The 14,593-nt window shown below is 64.4% G+C and carries 13 protein-coding genes and 2 pseudogenes; 11 read left to right on the top strand and 4 right to left on the bottom strand.

The features are described from left to right. Positions 1-73 precede the first annotated feature (73 nt). From PSV33_RS07075 to PSV33_RS07045, 7 genes and pseudogenes are all read left to right on the top strand, one after another. Positions 74-451, top strand: a complete 378-nt coding sequence (locus PSV33_RS07075) for an ATP-binding protein (RefSeq protein WP_300560164.1) — start codon at positions 74-76, stop codon at positions 449-451. Continuing rightward, on the top strand, positions 448-1,134 hold the full coding sequence (locus PSV33_RS07070; RefSeq protein WP_300560162.1) for a response regulator: 687 nt from the start codon (positions 448-450) through the stop codon (positions 1,132-1,134). Before PSV33_RS07075 ends, PSV33_RS07070 begins: the two co-directional genes overlap by 4 nt. 73 nt (positions 1,135-1,207) lie before the next feature. Beyond that, complete coding sequence (locus tag PSV33_RS07065; protein ID WP_300560161.1) at positions 1,208-3,085, top strand: potassium transporter Kup; 1,878 nt, start codon at positions 1,208-1,210, stop codon at positions 3,083-3,085. A 240-nt stretch (positions 3,086-3,325) separates the two neighbouring features. Next, the gene (locus PSV33_RS07060; RefSeq protein WP_300560168.1) at positions 3,326-4,714 is read left to right on the top strand and encodes an ethanolamine ammonia-lyase subunit EutB; all 1,389 of its coding nucleotides are present in this window, start codon (positions 3,326-3,328) and stop codon (positions 4,712-4,714) included. Next, positions 4,711-5,532, top strand: coding sequence for an ethanolamine ammonia-lyase subunit EutC (gene eutC, locus PSV33_RS07055; protein WP_300560159.1), 822 nt, complete (start codon positions 4,711-4,713; stop codon positions 5,530-5,532). Before PSV33_RS07060 ends, eutC begins: the two co-directional genes overlap by 4 nt. A gap of 51 nt (positions 5,533-5,583) precedes the next feature. Beyond that, positions 5,584-5,979: pseudogene (locus PSV33_RS07050) on the top strand (helix-turn-helix domain-containing protein); the annotation flags it as partial. A gap of 3 nt (positions 5,980-5,982) precedes the next feature. Continuing rightward, positions 5,983-6,327: pseudogene (locus tag PSV33_RS07045) on the top strand (DUF899 family protein); the annotation flags it as partial. 222 nt (positions 6,328-6,549) lie between these two features. Here the strand turns inward: PSV33_RS07045 and PSV33_RS07040 are convergent. Beyond that, entirely contained in the window at positions 6,550-7,002 is a 453-nt protein-coding gene (locus tag PSV33_RS07040; protein ID WP_300560157.1) for a DUF305 domain-containing protein, read from the bottom strand. Between the two features lie 149 nt (positions 7,003-7,151). Continuing rightward, positions 7,152-8,585 (bottom strand): PLP-dependent aminotransferase family protein, encoded by a 1,434-nt coding sequence (locus tag PSV33_RS07035; protein WP_300560155.1) that lies wholly within the window; start codon positions 8,583-8,585, stop codon positions 7,152-7,154. Positions 8,586-8,681: 96 nt separating this feature from the next. Here PSV33_RS07035 and PSV33_RS07030 point away from each other — a divergent pair, with 96 nt between their 5' ends. The 3 genes from PSV33_RS07030 to PSV33_RS07020 are packed head-to-tail and all read left to right on the top strand — an operon-like array spanning position 8,682 to position 11,159. Then, positions 8,682-9,122: a carboxymuconolactone decarboxylase family protein gene (locus PSV33_RS07030; RefSeq protein ID WP_300560154.1), complete on the top strand. Its 441-nt coding sequence runs from the start codon at positions 8,682-8,684 to the stop codon at positions 9,120-9,122. A 10-nt stretch (positions 9,123-9,132) separates the two neighbouring features. Next, a complete protein-coding gene (locus tag PSV33_RS07025; protein WP_300560152.1) occupies positions 9,133-9,549 on the top strand; it encodes a cupin domain-containing protein in 417 nt (138 codons plus the stop codon). 20 nt (positions 9,550-9,569) lie between these two features. Next, positions 9,570-11,159, top strand: a complete 1,590-nt coding sequence (locus PSV33_RS07020) for an MFS transporter (protein ID WP_300560151.1) — start codon at positions 9,570-9,572, stop codon at positions 11,157-11,159. Between the two features lie 615 nt (positions 11,160-11,774). On the opposite strand, the gene PSV33_RS07015 is transcribed toward PSV33_RS07020, so the two are convergent. Beyond that, positions 11,775-12,452 (bottom strand): hypothetical protein, encoded by a 678-nt coding sequence (locus PSV33_RS07015; RefSeq protein WP_300560149.1) that lies wholly within the window; start codon positions 12,450-12,452, stop codon positions 11,775-11,777. A gap of 11 nt (positions 12,453-12,463) precedes the next feature. Next, entirely contained in the window at positions 12,464-13,858 is a 1,395-nt protein-coding gene (locus PSV33_RS07010) for a DUF2235 domain-containing protein (protein WP_300560148.1), read from the bottom strand. 173 nt (positions 13,859-14,031) lie between these two features. Between PSV33_RS07010 and PSV33_RS07005 the strand changes: the two genes are divergently transcribed. Then, entirely contained in the window at positions 14,032-14,574 is a 543-nt protein-coding gene (locus tag PSV33_RS07005; RefSeq protein ID WP_300560146.1) for a flavin reductase family protein, read from the top strand. Positions 14,575-14,593 lie beyond the last annotated feature (19 nt).

Below are 14,593 nucleotides of genomic sequence, written 5' to 3'. Positions count from 1 at the left end.
GTTGTATTATTGGGGGGGGGGGGGGGGGGGGGGGGGCCCCCCCCACGACCCGGGCCGCCGAATCCGGTCCCGGGTGCCCGAAGGGCTGCCGCTGGTCAAGGCCGATCCGGTGCTGCTCGCGCAGCTGCTCGGCAACCTGCTCGACAACGCGCTCAAGTACAGCGAGGCTGCGATTGACCTGACGGTGAGCGTCGAAGGGGAGGAGCTCGTGGTCTCGGTCAAGGACCGCGGTGCAGGCATTCCCGACGCCGCGCAGGCCACCATTTTTGAGCCCTATGCCCGGGGCGACCAGACCGGCCCGCGTGGCGCCGGGCTGGGCCTCGCGGTGTGCCGGGCGATTGCCCAGGCGCATGGCGGGCGCCTGACGCTCAGGCGCCGCCAGGGCGGCGGCAGCAGCTTTTCGCTGGCCCTGCCGATCGAGGTGCAGCCGTCGCAGGGAGGTGGGCCATGACGCTTCGTGTGCTGGTGGTCGAGGACGACCGCGAAATACGCGCGCTGATGCAATCGTCGTTGTCGGTGGAGGGCTTCGAGGTGCAGACCGCCGTGTCACTGAGCGAAGCAGGGGCCATGCTGCGCCACCACCCTCCCGATGTGATCGTGCTGGATCTGGGCCTGCCCGACGGCGACGGGGTCGAGCTGGTGCGTGAGGTGCGCAGGCACAAGGCCGTTCCCATCATCGTGGTGTCGGCGCGCCACCAGGAGGCGCAGAAGATCCTGCTGCTCGATGCTGGCGCCGATGACTACCTGACCAAACCCTTCAGCGTCGGCGAACTGCTGGCGCGCATCCGGGTGGCGCTGCGCCATCGCGGCACCGCCCTGGCCGCCGCAGTGACCGTGCATGCGCTGGACGACCTGCACATTGATCTGCAGTCGCACGTGGTGCTGTGCGACGGCCAGCCCGTGCACCTGACGCCGACCGAATACAAGTTGCTGGCGCGGCTGGTGCGCAGCGCCGGCCGGGTGGTCACGCACCGGCAGTTGCTGGCCGATGTCTGGGGGCCCGAGTTCACCGAGCACACGCACTACTTGCGGCTTTACATGGCCCAGCTGCGCGCCAAGATAGAACGCGACTCGGCCGAGCCGCGCCATCTGCTGACCGAAACCGGCGTGGGTTACCGCCTGGCAATCTCTTGACCTGCCGCGCACTTATGCGTTCCTGATGCCCCGGCGGCGACAGTGAAGCCTTGTTCACTGTTGATGGATGGTTATGACCAAGACTTCCGGCCGCGAAAGCATGGCGGCACTCACCCTGGGTGCCATGGGTGTGGTGTACGGCGACATCGGCACCAGCCCGCTGTACACCATGAAGGAAATCTTCGGCCCCGCCACCGGCATAACGCTGGACGCGGCGCATCTGATCGGCGCCACATCGGTGATCTTCTGGGGCCTGATGTTGGTCGTCACGCTCAAATACGTGCTGCTGATCCTGCGCGCCGACAACCGCGGCGAGGGCGGCATCATGGCCTTGACGGCACTGGCGGCCAAGGCGGCAGGCAAGACGCCGCGGCGGCGCGTGATCCTGTTGCTCGCCGGTGTATTGGGAGCTGCCCTGTTCTACGGCGACAGCGTGATCACGCCGGCGATTTCGGTACTCAGTGCGGTCGAAGGACTGGAGGTGGTGACGCCGGTGCTCAAGCCCTACGTGCTGCCCGTTTCCATCGCGGTGCTCATCAGCCTGTTTGCCATGCAGCGTTACGGCACAGGCACGGTCGGCAAGCTGTTCGGACCCATCATCGTCTTGTGGTTTGGGGTGCTGGCCTTCACCGGCCTGTTGCAGATCATCGAGCAACCCGCCATTCTGGCCGCGCTCAATCCGCTGCAGGCGTTCGCCTTCCTGCGTTCGCAGGGCTGGCACATGTTTGTGGCGCTGGGGGCCATCGTGCTGGCCTTCACCGGCGCCGAGGCGCTGTACGCGGACATGGGGCACTTCGGCAAGCGGCCCATCCAGTTCGCATGGATGGGCCTGGTGCTGCCGGCCCTGAGCATCAACTACATGGGGCAGGGCGCGCTGCTGATGCGCGACCCGTCCGCGCTGGAGAACCCGTTTTATCACCTGTTCCCGCAAAGCTGGCTGATCCCCGCCGTGGTGCTGGCCACCTTGGCCACCGTGATTGCTTCCCAGGCGGTGATCTCGGGCGCCTATTCCATGACCAAACAGGCCATGCAACTGGGGCTGTTGCCACGCATGCAGGTGCAGCACACCTCGGCCAAAGAGGCGGGCCAGATCTACATGCCCGAGGTCAATTGGCTGCTGCTGGTGGCGGTGCTGCTGGCCGTCGTCGGTTTCGGCAGTTCTTCGGCGCTGGCCTCGGCCTATGGCATCGCGGTGACGGTGACCATGCTGGTCACCACCGTGCTGACCTTTTTTGTGGTGCGCCATGCCTGGGGCTACCCGCTGCCAGTGGCGCTTGCCGCCACGGGCGTGTTTCTGGCGCTCGACCTGCTGCTGGTGATTTCCTGCTCGCTCAAGTTCTGGCAGGGGGGCTGGTTCCCGCTGGTGCTGGGCGCGGCCATCTTCGTTGTCATGGCGACCTGGCGGCGTGGCCGGGAGCTGCTGATGGAAAGCATGCGCCGCGACGACCCCGAACTGCTGCCCTTCATCACGGCCCTGGTCGCAGACAAGGGGCGCCGCATTCCGCGTACGGCCGTTTATGCCGTGGCCAACCCCGACACCGTGCCGCAGGCCCTGATGCACAACCTGAAGCACAACCAGGTGCTGCACGAGCGCAACCTGATCCTCACCGTGGTGTTCCACGATGTGCCGTGGATCCCATTCGAGGAGCGGGTCCAGGTCACACCGCTGGTGCCAGGCTTCTGGCGGGTGCAGGTCAACTACGGCTTCATCAATACGCCGGATATCCCCAAGGCGCTGACGCTCTGTCAGGCCCAGGGTTTGCCCTTCAACCTGTTTGAAACGTCCTACTTCCTGAGCCGGGAGATTGTGGTGCCAACCCGGGGCGCCGGCATGGCGCACTGGCGTGAAGCCCTGTTTGCCATCATGTCCCGCAACGCAGGCAGCGTGGCCGCCTTTTTTCGCCTGCCCAACAACTGCGTGATTGAACTGGGGACGCGGGTACAGATTTGAGGTCCCGGGCGCGAAAGGGGGCATCAAATAGCTATGTATTTGATAGCTGCTTGCGCAGGTGTAGCAAAGGCTGAGGGGTTAAAACATGCATGAACTTTGCCCCGGGGTGTTTTTTTGGGGTGCTGCGGATCCCGCGAAACCTCGCGCGGCGGTGCATCAAGCGCGCTTCACCTACGATAGAGGCTGGTGACAAACGCACCGGCCGATCCGGAGCGGCCGCCGCAACCTGGGCCCACAGCGATGTACCGTATGCCGGTTGGTCAAGAAAACCATGTGTTCAGCGACCTCGCCACCTTGATGGCGTGTGCCTCGCCGCTGCGCAGCGGCGACGTGCTGGCCGGGCTGGCCGCCACCTCGGCCGAGCAGCGGGTGGCGGCGCAGTTTGCGCTGGCCGAGGTGCCGCTGAAAGATTTTCTCAGCAACGCACTGGTGCCGTATGAAACCGACGAGGTCACCCGGCTCATCATCGACAGGCATGACAGCGCTGCCTTTGCGCCCGTGGCGCATCTCACGGTGGGCGGCCTGCGCGACTGGTTGCTGGCCGACAGCACCGACACCGCCACGCTGACTGCTCTGGCGCCCGGCCTGACGCCCGAGATGGTGGCCGCCGTCAGCAAACTCATGCGCCTGCAGGATCTGATGATCGTGGCCGCCAAATGCAGCGTGGTCACGCGTTTTCGCAACACGGTTGGCCTGCCCGGGCGCTTTTCAGTGCGCCTGCAGCCGAACCATCCGACCGATGATTTGCGCGGCATCGCGGCCAGCATCCTCGACGGCCTGCTGCTGGGCGCCGGCGACGCGATGATAGGCATCAACCCCGCCACCGACAGCCCCGACAGCGCGCACGCGCTGCTGTGCCTGCTCGACGAGGTGCGCAGCAAGCTGGCCATACCGACGCAGAGCTGCGTACTCGCGCATGTAACGACCACGCTGGACCTGATGGCGCGAGGCACACCGGTGGACCTCGTCTTCCAGTCCATCGCCGGGAGCGAGGGCGCGAACCGCAGCTTTGGCATCAACCTGGCGCTGCTGCAGGAGGCGCACGACGCCGCGCAGTCGCTGGCGCGCGGCACCGTCGGCAACAACGTGATGTATTTCGAAACCGGGCAGGGCAGCGCGCTGTCGGCCGGCCAGCACCACGGCGTGGACCAGCAGACCATGGAGGCGCGCGCCTACGCCGTGGCGCGCCACTTCAAGCCCTTCCTCGTCAACACGGTGGTCGGCTTCATCGGCCCCGAATATTTGTACGACGGCAAGCAGATCACGCGCGCCGCGCTGGAAGACCAGTTCTGCGGCAAGCTGCTGGGCCTGCCCATGGGCTGCGACGTCTGCTACACCAACCACGCCGAGGCCGACCAGGACGACATGGACGCGCTGCTGGCCTTACTGGTGGCTTCGGGCGTCAACTTCGTCATGGGGGTGCCCGGCGCCGACGACATCATGCTGGGCTACCAGAGCACCTCTTTCCACGACGCGCTGGCCATGCGCGACCTGCTCGGCAAGCGGTGCGCGCCCGAGTTTGAGTTGTGGCTGGCCGCGCAGGGACTGGTGGACGGCCAGGGCCGCGTGCGGCCGGGTGGCGTGCCGCTGCCCTTCCGGCAACTGCTGGGCAACAGCACCAAGCCATGAACGACAAGAAGCAACCCCAGCCTCCAGCCGAACTGGATACGCCGTACGGCACGGCCGAGTTGTGGGCGGCGCTGCGGCCGCTGACGGCTGCACGTATCGGCTTGCCGCGCACCGGCGCTTCGCTGGCCATACCCGCCCTGCTGGACTTTCGCCTGGCCCACGCCCGGGCGCGTGACGCGGTAGGTGCCGCGCTGGATGCCGATGCCCTGCAGGCCGACCTGTCCCTTTTGCTGGGCCAGCCCGCGCTGGTCTGCCGCAGCGCGGCCACCGACAGGCGCACTTACCTGATGCGGCCCGACCTTGGGCGCCAGCTCGATGCTGATTCGCTGGCGTTGCTGCAAGCCAGCGGCTCGCGCGGCGGTCTGGCCGTGGTGCTGGCCGACGGCCTGTCCGCCCAGGCCACGCAGCGCCACGCCCTGCCGGTGCTTGAAGCGTTGCTGCCGCTGCTGCAAACGCAGGGCTGGGCGCTGGCGCCAGTGGTGCTGCTGCACCGCGGCCGCGTCGCCGCCGGCGATGCCGTGGCGCGCGCCCTGCAGGCCGAGGCGGTGCTGGTGCTGATCGGCGAGCGGCCCGGCCTGTCGTCGCCCGACAGCCTGGGCGCTTACATCACCTGGGCGCCCGGCGCAGCCACCAGCGACGCCGACCGCAACTGCGTCTCCAACGTCCGTCCCGAGGGCCTGGCACCACACACCGCAGCGGCCAAGATCGCGTGGTTGTTGAACCAGATGCGTTTGCAGAAGCGCTCGGGCGTGGCGCTGAAAGACCAGATGCACCAGCAGCTCGAGGCTAAGTCAACGACCGCACGCCACGGGCCCTGAGTGAGGCGCTTGCGCTGCCCGCGCCGCTGCACGACCGTGGAGGCTCTCGCCATGGATTCCCTGATCACTGCCTCCGCCCGCGCGCTTGCCGCCGGCGACGCGCTGGGCGCGCTCAAGCGGGTGGCCCTGCGCGATGACCCGCCGGCACTGGCATTGCGAGGCATCGCGATGGCGCAGCTGGGTGATCACCCGCGTGCGCGCGAACTACTCAAGCGGGCTGCCCGCGGTTTCGGCGCGCACGAAGAGCCGGCGCGCGCCCGCTGCGCGGTCGCTGAAGCCGAGGTGGCGATGGCCATGCGCGACTTCACCGGCTCGCCGCGTTCACTGGAAGCCGCGGCGGCCACGCTGGAGTCGCATGCCGACAACGGCAACGCCTTGCAGGCCTGGCTGGTCACGGCGCGGCGCCTGCTGCTGCTCGGCCGCCTCGACGAAGCGGCGGTGGCGCTGGACCTGCGCGACCAGGTCGCCGGCGAGCGCCGCGCGTTGCCTTGGGTCCGTGTCGACAAGAACTATATTTTTGACACGCCTGAAGGCAAACGTTCGCTTGCCGACCTTTTCGAAGGGCGGCACCAGTTGATGGTGCAGTACTTCATGTTCGGCCCCGGCTGGGGGCAGGGCTGCCCCAGCTGCTCCTGCATGGCAGATCACACCGCCGGAATGAAGCTCCACATGGCGCAACGCGACGTGAGCTTCGTTGCCGTCTCGCGTGCGACGCTGCCCGAGATCGAGCGCTTCCGCCGGCGCATGGGCTGGAATTTCAACTGGGTGTCCGCGAACGGCAATGACTTCAACTACGTCAGTGGCCTGATCGCCGCCGGGGCCTGCCGTGGTGTTGACACTGTTGCCGCTTGGCTGCGAGGCCTCAGGCCGTCGCTGTTGCCGCCCGCTTCACGGCGCTGAAGGCGCTGCGGGCCTTAGGCATCCCCGGCCCGTGCGCCACGCTGTATTGCGCGGCAGACCCGCCCCGGCATTCACCGCCGGCGGGGAACAGGCCGCGTCGCCTTCTGCCGTCCGCGTTCAGTGGGCTGGCTTGAGCTCTTCGATAAGCTGTTTCATCTCGGCGATCTCCCGGCGCTGGGTGTCGATGATGCCGTCCGCGAGCCGCCTCACGCGGGGGTCTGAAATGTGGGCGCGCTCGCTCGTCAGGATGGCAATCGAGTGATGCGGAATCATGGCGCGCATCCAGGAGACCTCGTCAACCGTCTGCTGGCTGCGAACCAGCCACAGCGACAGCGCGAACACCAGCGCGCTGCCCAGCAACACGCCCGTGTTGACGCGCCGGTCCGGGTACATGGGCCACATGAACACCAGCATGACCATGGCCATGACGGCGCCCATCAGCAGTGCCATCCAGGCCCGCGTCTGGCTGAAGTAAATGTGATCCAGCGCGTAGGTGTTCAGGTACATGAGCCCGAACATCACGATGGTCGAGGTCGCGATCATCGCGCCGAACTTGAGATAAGCCTTCATCTGAAATCCTCTCCTGACAGGAACAACCCTGGCTGCGGGCGGCATGAGCCGCGCCGCAAGGGATTGATCGTGGTGGATGCGGGTGGCCGGCCCTGTCCGCACGGGTTGACAAAGGCTGTAGGAAAAAGACGGGGCAGATGGCGGACCGCTCACCCCATCTGCGTCAGGATGTCGCGCAAGCGGTCCAGCGACGGGTCGATATCGGCGCTGTCAATGGCACCATAGCCCAGCATCAGCCCCTCCAGCGGAACACTTGCGTGGTAGAAGCCTTCCAGCGTATAAAGCCCGACGTCGACCCGACGCGCCAGCTTGAGGAGTGTGTTCATGTCGATCGGCTGCTTGCCCAGTGCGGCCATGTGAATGCCCGCGCTGGCCGGAACCAGGTCAAACCAGGCCGACAGATCGCTCTCGAAGCGGCGCATGATGCGCTCACGCCGCTCCGCGTAGATCGCGTGGCAGCGACGGATGTGCTTGAGAAGGTCGCCATCCCCGATGAATTTTGCGAGGGCCCATTGGGCCGGCGTGGCGGTATGCCAGTCGCTCAGGTGTTTGGCGGTACTGACTGCCTGCAATATGGCCGGCGGCGCGATCAGGTAGCCCAGGCGCAGTTCGGGCGACAGTGTTTTCGAGAAGGTCCCCACGAAGGCCACGGTGCCGTGGCTGTCCATGCTCTGGAGCGAGTCGGTGGGCCGCCCCTCGTAACGGAACTCGCTGTCGTAGTCGTCCTCGAGGATGATGGCGCCGAGCGCCTGCGCACGCGAGAGGAGCGCCTCGCGGCGACGCACACTCATCGGCATGCCGAGTGGAAACTGGTGGGCCGGCGTCACGTAGATGAGCCGCGTGCCGTCAGGAATGTGCTCCACCAGCAAACCCTCGGCATCAACCTGTATGCCGACAACACGCGCGCCCTGCGCTGCCAGCAGCTGGCGTGCGGGTGGATAACCAGGCTCCTCGACGGCCACTGTGCAGCCGGGTTCGATCAGCACCCGGGCCACGAGATCCAGCGCCTGCTGCGCACCGTTGGTGACGATGATGTCGCTCATGGTGCAGCGCACGCCGCGTGAAAAGGCCACGTGCCGGGCGATGGCATCGCGCAGCGCCGGCAGGCCCTCGGCCTCACCGTACAGCCCGCGCGAGCGCGTGCCCTGGCGCAATGCATACAGGACGCAGCGACGCCAGTCAGCATGCGGGAACAGGCCGCTGGCCGGCGCGCCACCGATGTACTCATAGCGCGAACTGCCCGCCGGGGCCGGATGGCGCAGCGGCGTCTTCATGCTGCGCCAATGCTCGGTCACCGCCGGGCCGGCCACGCCCGGGCTGGGGCCCGGCGGCGTTTTGGCTGGCACGCCTTCGCTGACGAAGGTGCCGCTGCCGACACGGCCGACCAGCAGCTTGTCGTAGATGAGCCTGGTATAGGCCTCTGCCACGGTTTTGCGCGACAGGCTGAGCTGCTCGGCGAGCAAGCGCGACGGTGGCAGCTTCTCGCCCGGGGCCAGCCGTCCTGAGCGGATGGCCTCCTTGAGCTGCCGGTACAACTGCCCCGTCAGGTCCTTGTTGCCATCGATTACCACGTGCAGTTCCATCAATTGGACTCCTGAAAAAGGTCCGGATTGGCCGCCGAAGGCCGGGGCATCCATCCCTAGCATAGAGGCACTATTTAACCACCCGAAGGAGTTGACATGACACAGAGACTGGATTTTTACAAGGCTTCCCCCGATGCCATGAAGGCGCTGATCGCGCTCGACGTCGCCGTTGGAAAACTCGGCCTCGAGCCGGCACTGCTCGATCTTGTGAAGCTGCGCGCATCGCAGATCAACGGCTGCGCCTTCTGTATCGAGCTGCATGCCAGCGACCTGCGCAAGAAGGGCGACAGCGAGCGCCGCATCCAGACCGTGTCGGTCTGGAACGACACACCGTTTTTCACGCCGCGCGAACGGGCTGGTCTGGCCTGGACCGAGGCAGTCACCCGCGTAGCCGACACCCACGTGCCAGATGCGGACTACGAAGGGCTGCTTGCATACTTCACCGAAGCTGAATGCGTCAACTTGACGCTGGCCATCGGCCTGATCAACAGCTGGAATCGCCTGTCGGTTGGTTTCCGCAAGACGCTCACAGCCTGAGGAGCGGGCGATGAATGTCAGAAAACCCGTCATCGCCATGCTGGCCGCCGCGTCGCTGGTCCATCCCTGGGTCTTCGCCCATGACGTGGGCGGCGGCGAGGAAAAAGTCAGCCCGATGCAGCTGCAGAACCTGCCCGACGTCCCGGGCAAGCAAGTGGTGATGGCCATCGTCAGCTACGCGCCGGGGCAAGCCTCGCTGCCGCATCTGCATGCGGGCTCGGTGTTCGCCTATGTCCTCGAAGGCGAAGTGGTGTCCCAACTGGGCGGGCAGCTGCCGGTCACTTACAGGGCCGGCGAGTCCTGGTACGAGCCGCCGCGCGCCGCACACCTGGTTTCGCGCAATGCCAGTAGCACCCGGCCTGCCAGGCTGCTGGCCTGGCTGGTGATGGACGAAGACGGCAAGGTCAAGGAGCCTCTGCCGAAGTAACGGCCCCGGGAGCAACCAACATGAGCACGCCGACAACACAAGCATTCCAGCCCGACACCAGACGGCGGCAGCTCCTGCTGTACGTACTGATCGCGAGCCTGCCGTTCAGCGACTTCCTGCAGGCCGGCATCGTGGCTTTCAATGCCGCGCCGGTCATGGGTGAGCTCGCTGCCAGCCCGGAGGAATACAGCCTGGTGGCCACACTTTATGCCGTGGTCGCCATTGGCTTGATCTCGATGCATCGCTGGCTGGTCGAGCGCCTGGGCTGGCGGCGTTTTGTTCAGGGCTCCGGCGTGTTGTTCGCTGTCGGCGCGCTGGTATGTGGGTTCAGTGGCAGCTTGACCAGCTTTGCCCTGGGAAGGATCCTGATGGCCACAGGCTGCGCATCGTTTCTGACCTCAGGCCGTCTGCTGGTGAATCACATACCCCCTTCGCCCCGGCGCTTCACCGGCATCAAGTTTCTTGCTGCCGGACTGGCGTGGGGCGGCGTTGCGGGGCCGCTGCTGGCCTCGATGGCGCTGTCGTCGCAGAGCTGGCGCGCGGCTTTCCTTGCCATGCTCGTCCCCGCCTTGCTGATCATCGTTCTCTCGGCGTTCGCGCTGACCAATGAACTGCCGATGCGCGAAGTCCGCTCCCAGTCGCATCCAACGGGCCTGTTCGTGCTGATGGGCGGCAGTTTTTTGCTGCTGTACGTGCTGCAGCGCTCCGGCTTCGACTTTTTCAGCGATCCCACGACCCTGTACGCGGGGTTGGCGCTGGCCCTGCCGGCCTTGTGGCTGTTTGTACATCTGAACGGCCGGCGCGCACGACCGCTGATCGGATTCCAGCGTCTGGCGCGGCGGCGCTACCTTCTGGGCCTGGGTATCTTTGGCGTGTGTTATGTCGTCCTCGGCGCCAACAACACCATGCTTCCCGTGCTGTTGCAGAGGACCCTGGCGTTGCCCCTGGAAATTGTCGGCCGCTACCTGGGAATGGGCGCTCTGGCCAGCGTGGCCAGCTGGATCGTGCTGGCGAGACTGATCCCCCGGTATCCGGGGCCAACGCGCTACTACATCGCGGGCTTCGGTGCGCTGTTGCTGTGTGGTTATCAGCTCTCCGGGCTCAGTGAATCGGCCAACCCGATGCAAAGTGTCGTGCCCGCCCTGCTGTGCAATGGCGTGTTCGTGATCACGGTACTGTCTGCCACGGCCATGCAGACCTTCCAGACCCTGCCGCAGGACGACAGCACGTTTTCGCACGCCAACCAGGTGAAGAACATGCTGGCGCAGTTCGGTCTGGCCGCGGGCATGGCGCTGGCGACGCTATGCCTGCAGTGGCGCAGCAGCCTTCACTTCACGCGATTGAGCGAAAGCCTGTCGCCGTCGAACCCGGCCCTGCAGCAGACGCTGGAGCAGTTGACCCGCTACTTTGCGAGCACGCATGACGCAGGCAGCGCGCCGCGTCTGGCGGTGGCCCACGTTGGACTGTGGGCTGCGCAGGAGGCCACGCTAATGGGCGTGCTCGACTATTTCTTCGTGGTATTTCTGCTGGCGTCAGCGTGTCTGGCCCTGGTGGTCCTTGAACGGGTCCTGCGCAGCACCCCGGCATGGTGGCGCGCCGGCTCGCGTTGATCGGGTGCGTCCCGGCCGGGTCTGGCGCCGCATGTCCTGCACAGCGCTGTCGCGCGCCAGCAGCTTGCGCCCGCCAGTGAAGGGCTGAAAGCAGATCCGCCTCTAGATGCAAATGGCTGCGCCAGCAGGTGCCACAAAAAACGGGAGACTGTGCCCCCGCTCATTTTCAGAAACGCCAGACCTGGCAGCGTACAGCCCGGCAACCCAGTCGCCAACTCCGGCCCCAGGGCTTGACCCCGCTGGCCGCAGTGGCCAAGATTGCCTGGCTGTCGAGCCGGAGGCGACTTCAACAACACCCAGGCATAACGCTGAAAGACCAGATGAACCAGTCTGGGCAGGTGCCGGTGGAGTAGGGTTGGCAGGACCTCCATCCCGCGCGTGGGAGGATGCTACTTATTTGGTAGCTGGTGGCGCCCGCCATCAAAGGGCTGAAGGCCTAAAACGTTCCATGTCGCATTCGGAACTTGTCATGGCGACTTTCTATTTATCGGGAATGTTCGATGACCGATAGCTTGCGTGCGCCGGGCATCACGCCAGGCATTCTTCGCCTGAGATTTTTGGTCGTCAGTACGGAAACACACACGCCCGCTCCTGGGGTATGGGGCGACCGCCGGACTAGTCCGCAGGCCTGCATTCATCGGCCACCCCGGTTGTTGTTGTTGTTGTTGCTATTGCCGCCGGCGCTTCTTCGGCCCTTAGCCGGCGCACTCGCACCCAGATCTGGCCGCTGTTGTTCTCGTAGAAAAAGGCAGGGTGCGTGGCAGGTCCCTTTGCATCATTGGGGTAGAGCGAGAGGGCGCCATCCTCCTTCGCCACGAAAATAACGCTGTCGCAATCCTTGTTGCTGGCGGCTCCGATATCGACGCTTTGATACTCCCGTCTGTCCAGGCCAGAACCAGGCTCGACGACCGCAGCAATCAGGCTGAACCACAAGCCCCCCCCATGTCGCTTGTAGCGCGCAAAAAGATTCATGAGTCGGTTCCCGGGGTCACCGTGAGGCGGTCTATTGACGATGCCCTTGTCGAACCAGACCTGATGCGGGGGAACGGTCAGCCGGTAGGCCACCCCTTTCTTCACACTTACGCCAGTGTCGGACCACCACTGGTCGGCCCGCACAAGCGCGAGACACTCACCGCCTGGAGCAAGGGAGCCCGCCGGCAGGCAGCCCGGCACATCCTTCAGAACGGGCTTGGGCGAGTCGTAAGAAGTGGGTTCATACCTGACCGCCGCACAACCACTCAGGGTAGCTGCAACCAGGAGAACCACGGGGAGAAAAATATGACGAGCGTTCATTGCCATCTCCCTTAGCAATCCGGATCTTTACGTACGTCCAGGATGGCCGCGGTGCCTGGTGGACACTGATCTTTCGTTTCCAAAAATTGTGTGAGTCGACCACGCGCGTCCAGGCTGTTGAGTTGCGGCGCCGCCATCTTCAGGCATGCGCGTCCAGGCCTTCGCAACTCCAACTGACTGTTCTCGTGCGATCTCACAGGAACGAATTTCCGCCTTTCAAACACCGATGGGTGCACGCACAGCCGGTTCACCAGGCTGGCGTCGCTGCGCACGTACGCAACCAGGTCGCGGTTGATCGAGTGATAGATGGGCGAGAAAGCACCGGCCTCGGGGTTGTGGCTTGTGCCAAAACGATCCTCCGGTACTTTGGTTCCTGTCGGCACAAGATCCACTTTTGCTTTGTGCATCTCCTCAAGCATCCAGTTCAAGCTCACCCCGCTCATGCGTGAATCTGCGTACCCACCACCTACATCAGAATGTGCGCCCGCGAACCACACCTCGCGAAGCCGGTCTAGCCGCACGTTGCCATGCTCGTCGAGAATGGGAGGGCGCTCGGCGGGCGAGCATCCGGCGAAAAGATGCCGACGCGTCAAGAGCTGCGGCGTAAAAATCCATTCGCGATTGTCATCAATGGACATGGCGTGAAACGCATGATGAACGTTGCACAGCTTGTCGCCGTACCGTGAATTCGCGTTATCGACGTCCGCGAGGTGCTGCTGAATCTGGGCTTTGTGGCTGATCCGGCTCAGCCAGTTGGGTGCGCCGAGTGCTTCCACGGTGTCCCAAAGTCCAAGCACCTGTACTTCCACAGCCGGTGCGGGGCCCAATTTGTGTGTCAGAAGTTCCTCTTGCACCCGTTGACGTCGTAATGGCTCGTATTGTGCGGGATAGTCGCTCTCGACCTTGACCAACTTGTAGACCGTTTCGGCCAGTTCCGAATGTGTCAGGTTGTCGGGCTTCGCGGGCAAGCCAGCGTGGTACAGCAGCGAGTTCAATACCCGCGCGGCATAAGCGCCGCGGCTGAAGCCAAACAGGTACACCTTGTCTCCCGGGCGGTGATGCTTCAAGAGAAAGTCATAGGCGATGCGCACCCGCTCACCGATCCCGTATCCGGTGGCCATGCCCGCAATGTCGGCGCGTGTACCAACCCCTTCGATGTACAAGGTAGAGAGGTCCGGGCGCCCTTGCAAGCTCACCAGTGAGTGCAGGCGTTTGATATTTGTATCCGACGCTTCATCGTTGTGCGTGCCGTCAAAGAAGATCGCAATATGTTGGGGCACTTTGTCTTCTGGTGTGCCCACTGTCTGCTTGTGCGTGATGGTGCTGCAGCCGACAATTGCGAATGCAAGGAGACCTGCCGCTAGAAGACGGAGGCTGGAGCTTGTTGCCACGACCAGGATTTGCATTGAGGCCCCCAGAAAAAGTATTCTGGGTCCATTCTCGCCGGGCGCGCATGCTGCCGCATCCTCCATTTATGGGAGGGTGCTTTTTTGGACGGGTAGCGGTGTAAACCGCAAGATTCACGCACGAGCCTTGATCGATGCCGGCGTCGGTCAAACGTATATCAAGAGGAACTCTCATGCATGACCTGGAGCTGGGCAGGGCTTTTACCCTGATGGAATCAGGGCCTGTTGTCCTGGTGACGACCCATGGTGGGAAGAAAGACAACATCATGACGATCTCCTGGACCATGGTGATGGATTTCACGCCGGTATTTGCCATCACCACCGGCCCATGGAATCACTCTTACGTGGCCTTGCGAAAAAGCAGGGAGTGCGTCATTGCCATTCCCACGGTGGACATGCTGGACAAGGTGGTCGGCATCGGGACGTGCTCCGGAAAAGACACAGACAAGTTTGGCAAATTCAAGCTAACCCCTGTGCCGGGCAAAGTCGTCAGGACACCTCTGATCAAGGAGTGCCTCGCCAACATCGAGTGCAAGGTCATCGATATCGTCAAAAAGCACAACATTGTCGTGTTGGAGGCGGTCGCCGCCTGGGTCGATACCACGCGCAGGGAGAAGCGCACGGTTCATGCTGTGGGCGACGGAACGTTCATTGTTGACGGGCGAAAGATGGACCGCAGGAAGATGATGGCTTCCAGGCTCCCCTACGGCGTTTAGCGCTTGTTGGCCAGCGACG

This window comes from Polaromonas sp., assembly GCF_029945895.1.
Taxonomy (GTDB): Bacteria; Pseudomonadota; Gammaproteobacteria; order Burkholderiales; family Burkholderiaceae_C; genus Polaromonas.
Note: the sequence above shows the minus strand (reverse complement) of the source record. Positions and strands in the feature narration are given on the sequence as shown.

Bases quoted from the DNA above. Each gene is read 5' to 3' on its own strand.
- PSV33_RS07010 (WP_300560148.1), bottom strand. From the start codon at position 13,858: ATGCAAATCCTGGTCGTGGCAACAAGCTCCAGCCTCCGTCTTCTAGCG.
- PSV33_RS07065 (WP_300560161.1), top strand. From the start codon at position 1,208: ATGACCAAGACTTCCGGCCGCGAAAGCATGGCGGCACTCACCCTGGGT.
- PSV33_RS07015 (WP_300560149.1), bottom strand. From the start codon at position 12,452: ATGAACGCTCGTCATATTTTTCTCCCCGTGGTTCTCCTGGTTGCAGCT.
- PSV33_RS07060 (WP_300560168.1), top strand. From the start codon at position 3,326: ATGTACCGTATGCCGGTTGGTCAAGAAAACCATGTGTTCAGCGACCTC.
- PSV33_RS07040 (WP_300560157.1), bottom strand. From the start codon at position 7,002: ATGAAGGCTTATCTCAAGTTCGGCGCGATGATCGCGACCTCGACCATC.
- eutC (WP_300560159.1), top strand. From the start codon at position 4,711: ATGAACGACAAGAAGCAACCCCAGCCTCCAGCCGAACTGGATACGCCG.
- PSV33_RS07030 (WP_300560154.1), top strand. From the start codon at position 8,682: ATGACACAGAGACTGGATTTTTACAAGGCTTCCCCCGATGCCATGAAG.
- PSV33_RS07005 (WP_300560146.1), top strand. From the start codon at position 14,032: ATGCATGACCTGGAGCTGGGCAGGGCTTTTACCCTGATGGAATCAGGG.
- PSV33_RS07025 (WP_300560152.1), top strand. From the start codon at position 9,133: ATGAATGTCAGAAAACCCGTCATCGCCATGCTGGCCGCCGCGTCGCTG.
- PSV33_RS07070 (WP_300560162.1), top strand. From the start codon at position 448: ATGACGCTTCGTGTGCTGGTGGTCGAGGACGACCGCGAAATACGCGCG.
- PSV33_RS07035 (WP_300560155.1), bottom strand. From the start codon at position 8,585: ATGGAACTGCACGTGGTAATCGATGGCAACAAGGACCTGACGGGGCAG.
- PSV33_RS07020 (WP_300560151.1), top strand. From the start codon at position 9,570: ATGAGCACGCCGACAACACAAGCATTCCAGCCCGACACCAGACGGCGG.